The sequence below is a fragment of the Priestia sp. SB1 genome, assembly GCF_038898415.1.
In genome coordinates this window covers 394,143-409,117 of sequence record NZ_JBBJSS010000006.1, presented here as the reverse complement: position 1 = coordinate 409,117, position 14,975 = coordinate 394,143, and the positions used below count along the sequence as shown (strand labels likewise).

Below are 14,975 nucleotides of genomic sequence, written 5' to 3'. Positions count from 1 at the left end.
TATAAGAAGTTTTATAGACCTCTAAGGAAGCCTTCTCTTAACGAACTTCATCACGCTTCGCAGTTAATTCTTTAATCGTTTCTCCTTCAACTAACACAGGCTGATAGTAAGTTTCGTTTGGCAAATTTTTTTTGCCCTGCAGCTTTTTAATGATCCAATCAGCCGCGTCGTGTCCCATTTGTTCCTGCGGATGGGTTAACGTTGTTAAATTAATCGTTGCATTTTTAGCAATGTACGAATTATCTTGACCAATAATTGACAACTTGTCCGGAATGGAAATGCCAAGCTGTCTGCATACATTTACGACTTCTAACCCTACTTCATCGTTATAGCAGACAAGAGCGGTCATTTCGTCTTGATTTTCAGTGAGAAACTCTTTTAAATTAGCGTACAAATCGAGCTTTGTTTCGGTGTTAAAAGACAAAATATGCTCAGGCTGAAAGCGGAGTTTTGCATCACCGAGCGCTTTTATGTAGCCTTTCATTCGGTATTTTCCCTGCAGGTCATCCATTTTGGCAATGAGTCCAATTTGTGTATGTCCTTTTGAAATTAATTCATTTGTGGCAAGGTAGCTTGACTGAACGTCATCTAAACAAAAAAACGGAACCTCTAATTCTTCGTAGTAGGCGTTAATCATCGTAAATGGAACGTCTTGTTCTTTGAATGATAAATAATACGAGATGTTTGGATTGTACAAATTACTTTTTGTAGGCTCAACAATTAAGCCGTCTACTCCGTAGGAAAGCATCATTTCCAGCGCTTTTTTTTCTTGTTCCACATCATTATTCGTGCTCGCCAGCAGCAGCGAATAATTATCTTTATTTAACCTGCTTTCAATTCCGCGAATGATCGAAGGGAAAATATAGTCGGAAATATACGTGGTAATAACGCCGATCGTTTTGTTGGCAGAAGCCCCGCTCGCTTTGGATTGATACTGATTGCTTACATAGGTGCCAGACCCTTTTTCGCTTCTTAAAAACCCTTCATTCGACAGCTCTAAAATCGCTTTTCGAACCGTATGTCTGCTGACACCATACGTTTCTTGCATGACCGATTCAGTCGGGATTTGCTCGCCAATGCTGTAATCGCCTGAAAGAATTTTGCTTTTTATATCCTCAATAATCACCTGATATTTTGGCTTCATGTTTTCACTTCTTTCGTAGTTGTATACATTCAACTTTTTTTATGTGTAAAATTTGTATGGACATATTTTATCATGAACGTGAATAAATGAAAAGATTTCCGTAATTTTTAATCAAAAGGAAAATGATTTAAGGGTTGAATACCGATTTTTTAAAAGTTTAAGAAGAGAATAGTAGGGTGTTTTGAGTATTTGTGTGCATATATAATTTTATTATTGACAAATGTACGTACAAATAAATATACTTAAGTTGTTAACAAATTCAAACAGCGTTACATAAAACGGAAAGCGCTTCCTTGCTGCTATAGGTATCTTTATAGCTATCAGAAAGGAGATTAAACGTGAAAACAACTCAAGAAACCATAAAACAAGCAATTGCTAAAGGAAAAACGTCCCTTGGAATTGAACTTGGATCTACTCGTATTAAAGCGGTGCTGATTAATGAAAACTTTGAAACGATCGCATCAGGCAGTTATGAATGGGAAAATCTCTTGGAAGACGGTTTTTGGACGTACAACTTACTTGATATTATTACAGGTTTGCAAAGTGCTTACCGTGAAATGAAGCAAGAAGTGGAACGAAGCTACGGAATCACCATTCGAACAGTTGGCTCTATCGGTGTTTCAGCTATGATGCACGGATATATGGCGTTTGATAAAACGGGTGAGCTGCTTGTTCCGTTTCGAACGTGGCGTAATGCAACAACAAGCGAAGCAGCAAAAGAATTAACTGAACATTTTAACTTTAATATTCCTGAACGATGGAGCATTGCGCATCTGTATCAGGCAATCATCAATCAAGAAAAACACCTGCCGCGCATCCATTACATAACAACGCTAGCCGGCTATATTCACTGGCTGCTAACGGGCAGTAAAGCGCTTGGAATTGGAGATGCCTCGGGGATGTTTCCGATTGATGAACGCACAAAAAATTACAGCGAAGCGATGATGAAGCAGTTTGATGAGCTTATTTCTTACAAAGGATATCCGTGGCAACTAACAGATATTCTGCCTGCAGTTCATACTTCAGGCGAGCAAGCAGGCATATTAACAGCGATAGGAGCTAGCATTTTAGATCAATCAAAAAATTTGCAGCCGGGCATTCCGTTTTGTCCTCCAGAAGGAGATGCAGGAACGGGAATGGTGGCGACAAACAGCGTAAGAAAACGCACGGGAAATGTTTCAGTAGGAACGTCCGTTTTTGCGATGATTGTACTAGATAAAAAGCTTTCAAAAGTCTATCCGGAAATTGATTTGGTTACCACGCCAAACGGCAGCCCAGTTGCCATGGTTCATGCGAATAACTGCTCAAGCGACTTAAACGCTTGGCTCGGATTGTTTCGTGAATTTTCGGAGGCGATGGGGCAAAAAGTAGAGTCGGATAAATTATTCCAAGTGATGTTAAATAAAGCGTTAGAAGCTGATCCTGATGGAGGGGGCTTGCTAAGCTACGGCTATTTCTCAGGTGAAAATATTACCGGAGTAGAAAGTGGACGTCCGCTATTTGTCCGTTCAGCAAAAAGCAATTTTAATCTAGCAAACTTTATGCGTACACATCTTTTTACAGCTTTTGGCGCTTTAAAAATAGGAATGGATCTTTTAGTCAAAGAAGAAAACGTAAAGATTCACAGTATTTTAGCGCACGGAGGATTATTTAAAACGCCGGTAGTGGGTCAAAAAATGATGGCAGCGGCAATTAATACCCCGGTTTCCGTCATGGACACAGCGGGAGAAGGCGGCGCGTGGGGCATGGCTATTCTTTCTTCTTATATGCTCAATAAAAGTGAGAATGAAAGTTTAGAAGATTTCTTGGATGATAAAGTTTTTAAAGAAGTGACCGCACAGGAAATCTACCCTGACGAGCTCGATGTAAAAGGGTTTGAAGCATTTATTAAAAGATATAAAAAAGGGCTAGTGATTGAAAAAACAGCTGCCGAGCATCACAGCGAAGAACGGGAGGAGTTACTGTGCTAGATAAATTAAAAGAAGAAGTATTTCAAGCAAACCTCGATTTGCCAAAACACGGACTGGTCAAGTACACGTGGGGAAATGTAAGTGCAGTTGATCGAGACAGCGGTTTGTTTGTGATTAAACCAAGCGGGGTGACGTATGAAAAAATGACGGCACAAGACATGGTCGTCGTCGATTTAGATGGCCGCGTGGTAGAAGGTGAGCTTAACCCGTCGTCTGATACGCTGACACATGCTGTACTATATAAACACTATCCCGAAATTGGCGGTATTGCTCATACGCATTCAACGTGGGCGACCATTTGGGCTCAAGCAGGGCTTGATGTGCAGGCAATGGGAACGACTCATGCCGATACCTTTTATGGTTCCGTACCGTGCGCGCGCTTTTTGACAGAAAAAGAAGTGAATGACGGATATGAAGTGGAAACGGGCAAGGTAATCATTGAAACGTTTGAAAAGCGCGGTTTAGATGTGCTAGCGGTTCCTGGTATTTTACTTCAAGGACACGGGCCGTTTACGTGGGGAAAAGATGCCAAAACGGCGGTAATGAACAGCGTCGTATTAGACGAAGTATCCAAGATGAACTTCTTTACCCAAAAATTAAACGGGCTGGCTGAAGAGCTGCCGCAGCGTATATTAGACAAACATTATTTACGAAAACACGGACAAAATGCGTATTACGGGCAAGGGAATTAAAAGACTTACATACAGAAAAGGGGATTATCATGTTAAAAACGACTCAAAAAGAATTTTGGTTTATTGTTGGTTCACAGCATCTTTACGGAAAAGAAGCGCTAGCAGAAGTAAAAGCACACGCGCAAAGTATGACTGATGCTTTAAATGAAAGCGGTGTCTTACCTTATCCGCTTGTGCTGCAAGATTTAGCTGTGAACGCTGATACGATTACAAGCATGATGAAAGAAGTGAATTACCGAGATGAAGTTGCCGGTGTAATCACGTGGATGCATACGTTCTCGCCTGCAAAAATGTGGATTCGCGGTACCAAGTTGCTGCAAAAACCGCTGCTTCATTTGGCAACACAATTTAACGAAAGCATTCCTTGGGAAACGATTGATATGGATTTTATGAACTTGAATCAGTCCGCTCACGGTGATCGTGAATACGGCTTTATCAACGCGCGTTTGAACAAGAAAAATAAAATCGTAGTAGGCTACTGGGAGCGCCCCGAAGTACAGCAGCAAATTGCACAGTGGATGGACGTAGCCGCTGCTTATAACGAAAGCTTCAACATTAAAGTTGCGCGTTTCGGTGACAATATGCGCAACGTGGGAGTGACAGAAGGAGATAAAATCGAAGCGCAAATTCAATTTGGATGGACGGTTGACTACTTTGGAATCGGTGACCTTGTTCAATATGTCAATGCCGTTACGGAAGAAGAAATCAATGATTTATTTGCTGAATATGCAGACGCGTATGAATTTGTTTACGGTGATTATTCTGCAGAAGACTGGGAGTCTAGCGTAAAAGTACAGGCAAGCTATGAAATTGCGATTAAACGTTTTCTAGACGAAGGCGGCTACAGCGCTTTTACGACTAACTTTGAAGATTTGTACGGCATGAAGCAGCTTCCAGGTCTAGCCGTACAACGCTTGATGGCACAAGGATACGGATTTGCTGGTGAAGGAGACTGGAAAACAGCGGCGCTTGACCGCCTGCTTAAAGTGATGAGCCACAATCAGTCAACGGGCTTTATGGAAGACTACACGTATGAATTAGCACCCGGACGTGAGTCAGTGCTTCAATCACACATGCTTGAAGTAGACCCGACGCTAGCGATAAACAAGCCAAAACTAATCGTTTCTCCGCTAGGTATCGGCAACCGCGAAGACCCGGCCCGCTTAGTGTTTGACGGTAAACAAGGAGAAGGTGTAGTCGTTTCCATGGCTGACTTTGGCACGCATTACAAGCTGTTAATTAACGAAGTATCGGCATTTGAGCCGGAAGTTCCAGCTCCAAATCTTCCGGTAGCGCGCGTGCTTTGGAACATTAAGCCGAACTTCCAAGACGGCGTTAAAGCGTGGATTGAAAACGGAGGAGGCCATCATACGGTTCTTTCATTAAATTTAACTACGGATCAAATTGTGAGCTATGCAAAGCTTGTGAATTTAGAGTACGTCATTATTAAGTAAGCATCATTACTTCCAAGGGAGCGCTGCTTCCTTGGAAGTGAAAATATAGCGTCAGTAAAAGAACGCCGTTTTTAGAAATAAATGAAAGCGTTTTAAATAAGTGTGGCAGGAAGAAAAACTAAGACAATACAAAGGGGATATAATCATGAGTAAAGTATCAAGTAAGTTTATCTTCTTCTTCGGCTCATTTGCCGGTATTTTATTCGGTTATGATATTGGGATTATTGCTGGTGCAGAAGGTCATATCCGTGAAGCGTTTCATTTAAGTCCGCTCTGGCTGGGAATTGTAGTTTCGTCGCTTATGGGCGGAGCAATTATCGGTTCTATTTTAAGCGGATTATTAGGTGATAAGTTTGGACGAAGAAAGTTAATTTTAATTTCCTCTATCATTTTTCTGTTAGGTTCCATCGGTTCAGCGATTGCACCAGAGGAAATTACGTTAACGATTGCGCGCATCTTTTTAGGTACAGCAGTGGGAACGGCTTCTTCGTTAGTTCCTGCCTATATGTCAGAAATCGCACCTGCTCATATTCGCGGGAAGCTTTCAGGTTTAAATCAGCTAATGATTGTAATTGGGTTATTGTTAAGCTATATCGTAGCCTTTATTTTTGAGCCGGTTCCAAACAGCTGGCGATTAATGCTTGGCAGCGCCGGTATTTTTGCAATTGTCTTATGCATCGGGATGATCAAGCTTCCGGAGTCACCTCGCTACTTAATTAAAAACGGAATGGCAGATAAAGCGCGTGAAGTGCTGCGCACGCTTCGTTCCTCAGCAGCGGAAGTCGAAGCTGAAGTATCTGAAATTCAAAGCGTAGCTGTGCATGAACAATCAGGCATTAAACAGCTGTTTCATAAAAAGTTTCGTTTAGCATTAATTATCGGTGTCGGAATGGCAACTTTTCAGCAAATTCAAGGCTCAAACTCGATTGTTTATTATGCAACAAGCATTGCCCGTCAAGTTGGTTTAGCGCCGCAGGTAGCTGCTGGTTTTACGGTTATTGTTGGGGTAATCTTCGTTGTGACAACACTTATTTTTCTGCAGTTTGTTGATAAATTTAATCGCCGTACTATTCTTACGGTTGGCGGAGCGGGAATGGCTCTTTCCTTTTTTACCCCGGCTATTCTTGGAGCAGTAGGCGTTAATGAATCCGTCGTGAACTGGGTTACGTTAATTGCACTTTGCTGCTTTATCCTGTGCTATGCGTTTTCTTGGGCGCCGCTTACGTGGATCATTGTAGGAGAAATTTTCCCGCTTTCTGTACGCGGAATCGGTGCTGGTATTTCATCTGCCTTTAACTGGACAGGATCGCTTGCAGTAGGGCTTGTGTTTCCTATTTTAGCCGATCAGTTTAGCTTAGGTGTGATCTTTTCAACGTTTGGGATCATTTGTATTCTCGGATTATTCTTCATACGCTTTGTAGTTGTCGAAACTAAAGGGCGCAGCCTAGAGCAAATTGAAACAGACATGGCAGCTCGTTCTGAAAGAAATTCGTTAAGTCCAGTTGAGCGTAATAAATATGTTTAATTGTCGTAAATGTTTCAAATGTAAGGTGCTGAGATAAAAATATTTTAGCCGAAGTGAAAAACGAACCACTAATCAAAGTGTTTGATTAGTGGTTCGTTTTTTATGGTGAACGCAGGTTTCAGCTGTTTCATTTCTTCTAGCAGTTGATTGGAGAGCAAGGCGAAGACTCCTGCGGGGCAACAAGCGGTTCAGCTCATGTCGGCCTTTGCTCGTCTTTGGATTATGCTCCAGCTCTTATTAATAGATACTGAGATTCTAGCTTTTATGTTGTCCTATCCGTGCTTAACAAAATGAAAGAATAGATAGGCTATGGAAACTCATTTAAATGTGCGTTCTTCTTACAAGAAGATAGTGACCTTCATCAGCAAATTTCCATATAAATAAGTAAGCTTGTTTACTTTTAACCAATTTTATTTAGTAATAGGAGGATTAACTAGTTGATGAATTTGACGCTTCATGAACGTTCTGAAAAGTTATTAAAGCAAAGAATTAAACAATTAAATCCGAGAGATCCATTCAACTTTGTTTTTATGGGCGACAGCAGAGGTGACGGACCAAACGATAATTGTTACACGATGAGCGGTGAATTTGAGCTTGTGTTAAAAAAGGCGGTGGAATTGAATCCGCTGTTTATTATTCATGGGGGAGACACCGTGTATACAGGAGAAAAGAGGTATTTGGAGCACTTTGTTAAGGTTGTCGAAAAAATAGCACCAAACATTCCCGTGTTTGTATGCGTAGGGAATCATGATGAATTAAACCTTGAAGAAAGCAACCTCGAAAACTTCAGAGCCACTATCGGAAAAGTGCACTGGGTCATTGATATTCCTGTCTTTAACTTCCGGTGCATCGCATTAAATAATATCATCAGTCCCAAGAATAAAATATATGGATTTACAGATAGAGAGCTGAATTATTTAGAGCAGCAGCTAGAGGATGCTCCTCGTAATACCGTTGTAGCCATGCATGCGCAGCCAAATATTGGCCGGTGGTCAGACCTGGGAGGTTTTCCTGTAACGACTCCTCAAAGTCAAGAATTTTTTGATTTAATTCAAGAACATCGCGTGAAAAAAGTGTTAGTTAGCCACGTGCATGCGTATGACGAGCAGTTTATTAGAAAAAACAGAAACGGGTCGTTTACGCTTGGAAGAGGCACTGATTTTGTATTATCAGGAGGCGCGGGTGCTCCCCTTGATTTTGAACCGCCTTTAATTTTAAATAATTATAATTTTACGGAGTTTTTTGTTAGCCGGTACGACATTTTAGGACCTCTTCTTTGGAAGGATTTTGGACGACCTCGAAGAAGTTGTTTGTAAAAACAAGAAAGTAGAAAGCTAGGTTCAAAAAAAAGAGGCTGGGAAAAAAGGGTTTTAGGCGAAATGAAAAATGAACCACTAATCAAGCATCTTGATTAGTGGTTCATTTTTTTATTAGGGTAAACGTAGATTTCATGTGTATAGGTCTTTCTAGTAGGTGATTGGAGGACAAGACGAAGACTCCTGCGGGAAAAGCGGAACAGGTGAGACCCCACAGGAGCTTATGCGACGAGGAGGCTCAGCGACCGCCCGCGGAAAGCGAAGTCTTATACGGAAATCAACTGCGGTGTCACAAGCGATTCAGCTCATGAATCCCATTTGCCTTTAGATTGGATTCACTTCGTTATGTCTCAACCTCTTTTGGAAAACCGTACGAAACCTTGTAGCAGAAGGCTAAGCCAAGCGTTATAATAGATAGTGAATGATGATATATTCTCTATATTTGTCATATATTTGTATTACATATGTAATTGAAGAAAAACATTCACTTGATATACTGTTTAATGACTTAACTTTATCTTAACATTCACAGTGAAATGCCTGTTTATAGAAACTTAGAACATACACAGCAAATGGAGGAGCTATCATGGCAAACGAAAAGATGCAAGAAGGACTCAATCGTTTTATTAAGGAAGATTTAAATGACCTTTTAGGTAGACTGTTCCCCCTAATGGACCGAGAATGTGCGGAAGAAAAGAGAATGCTTATCGAAACGGCGGTAGAGTACATTTATTCTTCAGGGTATCATCAAGGAGCAAAAGACTTGATCGAAACACATCGAAAAGATGATTACAAATTATTAAGGCAAAAATTAGCGTCAACGCCTCCTGAAAACTAATTTTTTTGAAATTTCTTTTGACAACATAAATGTAAGGTGTTAAGATGACTTTACATTCAAAATATTATAAACAATTAAAACTCTTATTGAGAGAGGCGGAGGGACTGGCCCTGTGAAGCCCGGCAACCATTTAACAATCTTGTTAAAAAGGTGCTACATCCTGCAAAGCGTACAGCTTTGAAAAATAAGAGAGGATTTCATAGATACTATGCCTCTCTATTCATAATAGAGAGGCTTTTTATTTTATGTAAAGGTGTTTTGAATGAACAATTTCATAGAAATGCATCAGGTGCTGTGTAACGAATGTACGCAGCTTAAAAGGGAAGACCGGTGAAAAGCCGGCGCGGTCCCGCCACTGTAATGGGGAGCAACTTATTAACCACTGTTTCATGTTGAAATGGGAAGGGATAGGAAGCGATGAACCTAAGTCAGGAGACCTGCCTGTTGTATGCACTTAAGCTCTACGGGATATAGAGAGGAGTGAGGAATACGTGTTGAGAAAAACAGGCTATCTCAACTTTAGTTAAGTATGCGTATCATCTCTCTTTTCATTTCGAAAAGGGAGATTTTTTAGTTTAGCGATAAAAAAATATACAGGGAGTGGAAAAAATGAGCAGTGTAAAAAGTTCAAATGTAGGTTATCCAAGAATTGGTGAAAAACGAGAATGGAAAAAAGCGCTTGAGCAGTTTTGGGCAGGAAAGCTAGAGAAAGATATCTTTCTTCAGGAAATTGAAGCTCTTCGTCTAGGACATCTGAAAAAACAGCGTGACGCAGGAATTGAATTAATTCCAGTCGGCGATTTTAGCTTATACGATCACGTGTTAGATACAGCCGCTATGTTTGGTTTGGTGCCAAAGCGCTTTGAATATAACGGAGGCCCGGTATCGCTTGAAACGTATTTTGACATCGCGCGAGGAACAAAAGGTGCGGTAGCTTCTACGATGACAAAATGGTTTAACACAAATTATCACTACATCGTACCCGAGCTTGAGGAATGTACGCCGGCACTTGTAGAAAATCGCCCGCTTCAATTTTACAAAGAAGCAAAACAAAAGCTGAATATCAAAGGCAAACCCGTTATTTTAGGTCCAGTAACATTTGTGAAGCTGTCAAAAGGATATAAAAAAAGTGAGTTTAAAAAAGTAGTTGAACAATTTGTTCCTCTGTATGCGACTATTTTAGCTGAGCTTCAGGCAGAAGGAGTAGAGTGGGTACAAATAGATGAGCCGGTTTTAGCTACAACGCTATCAAAAGAAGACCTGGCGCTCTATAAAGAAGTCTATGAAGCTTTGAAAAAAGCGGCACCGAATGTAAAAGTCATTTTGCAGACGTATTTTGACAGCGTAGATTACTATAAAGAAGTAGTTGCTCTTCCTGTTCACGGAATTGGATTGGATTTTGTACATGACCGAGGCGAAAATCTCACGGCGCTTAATAAATATGGTTTTCCAACTGATAAAGTGCTGGCAGCAGGAGTGATTGACGGACGAAACATTTGGCGTGAAAACTTGGACGAACAGCTTTTAACAATCAGTGAAATTGAAGAAGCTGTATCAAAAGACCGTTTGATTCTGCAGCCTTCATCAAGTTTATTACATGTTCCTGTCACGGTGAAAAGCGAAAAAACCATTGAGCCAATTCTAAAAAACGCGCTGTCTTTTGCAGATGAAAAGCTAAAGGAAATCACGCTTTTAACAAAAGCGGTGCAGCAAGGAAAAGAAGCAATTGAAAAAGAAATAAGTGTAAACAAACAGGCGATTCAAGCATTAAATGGATCATCTTTTCGAAATCACCAAGACGTGCAAAAAGAGCTGAAGCAGCTGGACAGCTATAAAGCAGAGCGCCAAGCGCCGTTTGACGTACGTCAACGCGTTCAACAAGAAGCGTTTCAACTGCCGCTTCTTCCAACGACAACAATTGGAAGCTTTCCGCAAACAAAAGAAGTGAGAAAAGAGCGTCTAAAGTGGCGTAAAGGAGAATTGAGCGACAAAGCGTATGAAGCGTACATTAACGCTGAAATCAAAAAATGGATTGAAATTCAAGAAGACATCGGCTTAGATGTCCTTGTGCACGGAGAGTTTGAGCGTACGGACATGGTTGAATACTTCGGTGAAAAATTAGGAGGCTTTCAGTTTACGAAGTTTGGCTGGGTGCAATCATACGGTTCTCGCTGCGTCAAGCCGCCGCTTATTTACGGAGATGTCTCGTACGAGCAGGCGATGACGATCAAAGAAACGGTCTACGCACGGTCTCTAACCAATAAGCCTGTTAAAGGAATGCTGACGGGGCCGATTACGATTTTAAACTGGTCATTTGTGCGTGATGATATCCCGCGCTACGACGTGGCAAATCAAATTGCGCTTGCTCTTAGAAAAGAAGTGGAAGCACTTGAAAGTCAGGGCATTTCAATGATTCAAGTAGATGAACCGGCGCTGCGTGAAGGACTGCCGTTAAAACGAGAAAACTGGGAAAGCTACTTGAGCGCCGCGGTGTATGCGTTCAAATTAGCCACGGTATCGGTGCAAAACGAGACGCAAATTCACACGCATATGTGCTATTCGGAATTCGAAGAGATTATTGATGCGATCAAAGCGCTTGATGCCGACGTGATTTCCATTGAAACGTCCAAAAGCCACGGTGAATTAATTTATGCGTTTGAAAAACATACGTATAACCAGGGAATTGGACTTGGCGTATATGATATCCACAGCCCGCGCGTACCGAAGCTTGAAGAGCTGACACGAAACATTGACCGCGCTCTAAAAGTGCTTGATCCTGCATTGTTTTGGATTAATCCCGACTGCGGTCTTAAAACAAGAGGAATCAGCGAGACGGTGGAAGCTTTAAAAGTGATGGTTGAGTCTGCAAAACAAACAAGAAAAAATTTATTACAAAACGCTTAATAACAAGAAAGTCAAGACCAAGCAGTGTAAACGCTACACTGCTTGGTCTTATGGGTTTTTTAAAGGCCAAAAATATCCATTGACACTTCCCGTAGATTTTTGTATCTTTTTAAAGGTGTTTTTAAAATCAGGGAGGTACAACATGAGTAACAACAGCACGCAGCACGTTAAAATTGTAACAGCGGATCCATCAGCGCTAGGCCTATTCGGACTTGCCATGGTGACACTTGTTGCATCGTTTCAAAAGCTTGGGGTAACCGATGGTGTTTCATTGGTATTGCCATGGGCAATTTTTTTAGGCGGAATAGGGCAGCTAATTGCGTCTATGCAAGATTTCAAACATAATAATACCTTCGGCGCAACTGCTTTTGGTGCCTTCGGTTTATTTTGGCTAGGTGTAGCGATGACATGGCTTATTCAGCTTGGCGCATTTGGAGAAGCGCTCGCAAAAGAAGCGGATCCGAAGCAGCTAGCATTTGCTTTTGTCGGCTACTTAATTTTCAGCGTTTTTATGACGATTGGAGCAATGGGCACTCATAAAGTATTATTTATTATTTTTGTATTAATTGATTCCTTATTTATTGGATTATCGCTAAGTACATTTGGTGTGGCATATGAATACACGCACTTACTAGCAGCAGTGTCAGAGCTATTAATTGCTCTGTTTTCATTCTATGGATCTGCAGCGGCTGTATTAAATACTCACTACGGTCGAGTTGTGCTTCCGGTGGGCAAGCCATTTGGTGCATTTATTAAATAATCAAGACGTTCATTAAACAGCGAAGTAGGGTTGAATTCTGTATGATGCAGAGGTCAATCCTTTTTTGTTTGTGCGTTTTTATATATAGTAGAAAGAGATAGTTATATATAATAGAAGCTTTTAGAGAAAAAAGAGAAATACATAATGAAAGGAATCGTTTCAATGATTATAAGACAAGTGGATGAAAAAGATTTAAACCAATTAATTACATTAGAAAACAAAGGGTTTACACCTGAAGAAGCTGCCTCAAAAGATGCATTTATCACGCGAATTAAAACCATTCCTGATACGTTTATCATCGCCGAAGAAAATGAAGAAATAATCGGATATGTGAACGGACCCGTCATTTCAGCTCCGTTTATTACGGATGATTTGTTTGAAAAAACGATTTCGAACCCTGAGACAGGCGGTTATCAAAGTATTTTGGGTATCGTTGTAAATCCCAAGCATCATCACAAAGGAATTGCCAGTATGCTGCTAAAAGAGTTTGAAAAACAAGCACGGAACAAACAGCGCGTAACGGTGACTTTAACGTGTAAAGAAGAATTGATTCCGTTTTACGAAAAAAATGGATATGTGAATCAAGGAGTTGCGCAGTCCCAGCATGCAGGCGTGCAGTGGTTTAATATGAGTAAGGAGCTTTAATGTTACTACTATGAATTGCTTGTTACACTGCTAATGATTTCCGTGCAAGGCTTCGCTTTCCGCGGGCGGCCGCTGAGCCTCCTCGTCGCTTGCGCTCCTGCGGGGTCTCACCTGTTCCGCTTTTTCCCGCAGGAGTCTTCGCCTTGCCCTCCAATCATCAGCTAGAAGCACCTACATACACGAAACCTACGTTCACCATACCCATAAAAAAATTAGCACGAGATGAATTCTTAATCAAACTCGTTCGCCTTGTCCTTCAACTAACCTACTTTTGTTCTAACCTCTATTTCAGTTATGTAAAAGACGCTACTTTGTCAAACATATTTGACAGTAACAAGGAAGATAATATAAGATATGGATGTAAAAAGTTTTTTACATTTTAGAGATGAGTGATGAATGGTGGAAAACCGAATTAAAGAACTGCGTAAAGTCAAGCGGATGTCTCAAGATGAATTGGCGAAAGTATGCGGTGTATCTAGACAAACGATTAACGCAATTGAAAACAATAAGTATGATCCAAGCTTAGCGCTGGCTTTCCAGCTGGCCCAAGAACTGGGAGCAACAGTAGATGAGCTGTTTTTATTTCATAAATCATGAGTTAGTTAAAAAAAGGTAATGTGAAGCAACGATCTTCCTAGTAGGCGTGTTGACGATTCTGACCTATAAGCGAACAATACATAAGTAGGTAGAAGATTAATACTATTTCTATTGCTTCATATAAAAAATTCACCAAGAGATGGCGGTGAAATGAATGAAAAATCGAGCTGCAGGAGTAGCTCTTACAAGTACGGGCATGTTACTGTTGATGATAACGTTAATACTTCCTGTTCCGGGATTAATCTACAGTCTGCTTGTAGGAAGCAGCATTGTACTAAAAGGATGCGGAACAGGAGGAATAAAAAGGTGTATCACCTGAATGCAGCGTGATGTAGAAAAGGAGGTTCCTTTTGAAAAAAAGAACGATTATTATAGCTGCACTTCTATTTATCGTCATATTTTATTTTACATATACCGGGAAAGCCTATCAGTTAAAAGACGTCATAAAAGTAGAGGAAGCAAACGTTACGCGTATTGAAATAGATACGGACGAAGGAAAACGTGTAGTAGATGACAAAAAAGCGATAAAGCAAATCGTACATTCTTTAGCAAAAATAGAAGTGAAAAAAAGCAAGGAGCTGGACCCAAAGTTTGACCAGGCGTACTGGGTAAAAATCGTCGAAAGCGGAAAAGATGCGTACGGATTAACGATTTACGATGACGATTACATAAAAGCGTTTAACTTTGAAGATAAAAAACAGGCGACGTATACGATTGTTAAAGATCAAAAAGTAGATGTTAAAAAGCTGTTTTCAACTAAATAAAAAACCTACTAAAAAAGACAGCCTGCGCTGTCTTTTTTTATAAAAATAATAGATTGAAAATTTTGACTATTTTAAGTGGAATTAATCCTTGCCTATATAATTAATAAATGATTGAATTAGGTCAATATCGGGGTTAACTAACAGTGCTGGAAGAAGGCCAAATGTTAATAATACAAGGACGTTTGATCCAATAAAGATGCGAAGTGCTTTTTTGATTTTCATGATATTTCCTCCCTTTTTTATATTTTCGTATAAAAAGAGAAAAAAATCAATAGAAATGTGACGAAAATGTGAACTTTTTGTCTGGTAGTCCCTGATAGATTATAAAAATTCCCTCTCTATACTAGATAAAGAGGGGATATAGTA

16 protein-coding genes and 2 riboswitches are annotated in these 14,975 nt (G+C 40.4%); of the genes, 13 read left to right on the top strand and 3 right to left on the bottom strand.

Going from position 1 to position 14,975, the window contains the following annotated elements; translation table 11 throughout:
• Positions 1-37: 37 nt before the first annotated feature.
• Positions 38-1,144, bottom strand: a complete 1,107-nt coding sequence (locus WKH56_RS24015; RefSeq protein WP_310884016.1) for a GntR family transcriptional regulator — start codon at positions 1,142-1,144, stop codon at positions 38-40.
• A gap of 338 nt (positions 1,145-1,482) precedes the next feature.
• Between WKH56_RS24015 and WKH56_RS24010 the strand changes: the two genes are divergently transcribed.
• The 10 genes from WKH56_RS24010 (at position 1,483) to WKH56_RS23965 (ending at position 13,248) form a co-directional block, all read left to right on the top strand.
• A complete protein-coding gene (locus tag WKH56_RS24010) occupies positions 1,483-3,114 on the top strand; it encodes a xylulokinase (protein WP_255902115.1) in 1,632 nt (543 codons plus the stop codon).
• A complete protein-coding gene (locus WKH56_RS24005; protein ID WP_098999159.1) occupies positions 3,108-3,806 on the top strand; it encodes an L-ribulose-5-phosphate 4-epimerase in 699 nt (232 codons plus the stop codon). Before WKH56_RS24010 ends, WKH56_RS24005 begins: the two co-directional genes overlap by 7 nt.
• A 29-nt stretch (positions 3,807-3,835) precedes the next feature.
• Positions 3,836-5,260, top strand: a complete 1,425-nt coding sequence (araA, locus tag WKH56_RS24000) for an L-arabinose isomerase (RefSeq protein ID WP_310884015.1) — start codon at positions 3,836-3,838, stop codon at positions 5,258-5,260.
• 145 nt (positions 5,261-5,405) lie between these two features.
• The gene (locus tag WKH56_RS23995) at positions 5,406-6,785 is read left to right on the top strand and encodes a sugar porter family MFS transporter (protein WP_048019409.1); all 1,380 of its coding nucleotides are present in this window, start codon (positions 5,406-5,408) and stop codon (positions 6,783-6,785) included.
• A 440-nt stretch (positions 6,786-7,225) separates the two neighbouring features.
• Positions 7,226-8,101 (top strand): metallophosphoesterase family protein, encoded by an 876-nt coding sequence (locus WKH56_RS23990; RefSeq protein ID WP_223546690.1) that lies wholly within the window; start codon positions 7,226-7,228, stop codon positions 8,099-8,101.
• Positions 8,102-8,258: 157 nt separating this feature from the next.
• Positions 8,259-8,429 (top strand): hypothetical protein, encoded by a 171-nt coding sequence (locus tag WKH56_RS23985; RefSeq protein WP_255902070.1) that lies wholly within the window; start codon positions 8,259-8,261, stop codon positions 8,427-8,429.
• A gap of 258 nt (positions 8,430-8,687) precedes the next feature.
• Positions 8,688-8,939, top strand: a complete 252-nt coding sequence (locus tag WKH56_RS23980) for a hypothetical protein (RefSeq protein ID WP_028414722.1) — start codon at positions 8,688-8,690, stop codon at positions 8,937-8,939.
• An 80-nt stretch (positions 8,940-9,019) separates the two neighbouring features.
• Positions 9,020-9,130, top strand: a riboswitch (SAM riboswitch).
• Between the two features lie 79 nt (positions 9,131-9,209).
• Positions 9,210-9,398: riboswitch (cobalamin riboswitch) on the top strand.
• Positions 9,399-9,548: 150 nt separating this feature from the next.
• A complete protein-coding gene (metE, locus tag WKH56_RS23975; RefSeq protein WP_310884014.1) occupies positions 9,549-11,843 on the top strand; it encodes a 5-methyltetrahydropteroyltriglutamate--homocysteine S-methyltransferase in 2,295 nt (764 codons plus the stop codon).
• A 142-nt stretch (positions 11,844-11,985) separates the two neighbouring features.
• Complete coding sequence (locus WKH56_RS23970) at positions 11,986-12,603, top strand: acetate uptake transporter (RefSeq protein ID WP_310884013.1); 618 nt, start codon at positions 11,986-11,988, stop codon at positions 12,601-12,603.
• Positions 12,604-12,747: 144 nt separating this feature from the next.
• A complete protein-coding gene (locus WKH56_RS23965) occupies positions 12,748-13,248 on the top strand; it encodes a GNAT family N-acetyltransferase (RefSeq protein ID WP_033580157.1) in 501 nt (166 codons plus the stop codon).
• Positions 13,249-13,270: 22 nt separating this feature from the next.
• Here the strand turns inward: WKH56_RS23965 and WKH56_RS23960 are convergent, their stop codons facing one another.
• Positions 13,271-13,402: a hypothetical protein gene (locus WKH56_RS23960; RefSeq protein WP_259345520.1), complete on the bottom strand. Its 132-nt coding sequence runs from the start codon at positions 13,400-13,402 to the stop codon at positions 13,271-13,273.
• 242 nt (positions 13,403-13,644) lie between these two features.
• Between WKH56_RS23960 and WKH56_RS23955 the strand changes: the two genes are divergently transcribed.
• From WKH56_RS23955 to WKH56_RS23945, 3 genes are all read left to right on the top strand, one after another.
• A complete protein-coding gene (locus WKH56_RS23955; RefSeq protein ID WP_063247495.1) occupies positions 13,645-13,845 on the top strand; it encodes a helix-turn-helix transcriptional regulator in 201 nt (66 codons plus the stop codon).
• Positions 13,846-13,999: 154 nt separating this feature from the next.
• Positions 14,000-14,164, top strand: a complete 165-nt coding sequence (locus WKH56_RS23950; protein WP_255902057.1) for a hypothetical protein — start codon at positions 14,000-14,002, stop codon at positions 14,162-14,164.
• Positions 14,165-14,195: 31 nt separating this feature from the next.
• On the top strand, positions 14,196-14,609 hold the full coding sequence (locus tag WKH56_RS23945) for a DUF5301 domain-containing protein (protein ID WP_310884012.1): 414 nt from the start codon (positions 14,196-14,198) through the stop codon (positions 14,607-14,609).
• 81 nt (positions 14,610-14,690) lie between these two features.
• Here the strand turns inward: WKH56_RS23945 and WKH56_RS23940 are convergent, their stop codons facing one another.
• A complete protein-coding gene (locus WKH56_RS23940; protein ID WP_013058226.1) occupies positions 14,691-14,831 on the bottom strand; it encodes a hypothetical protein in 141 nt (46 codons plus the stop codon).
• Between the last annotated feature and the right edge of the window lie 144 nt (positions 14,832-14,975).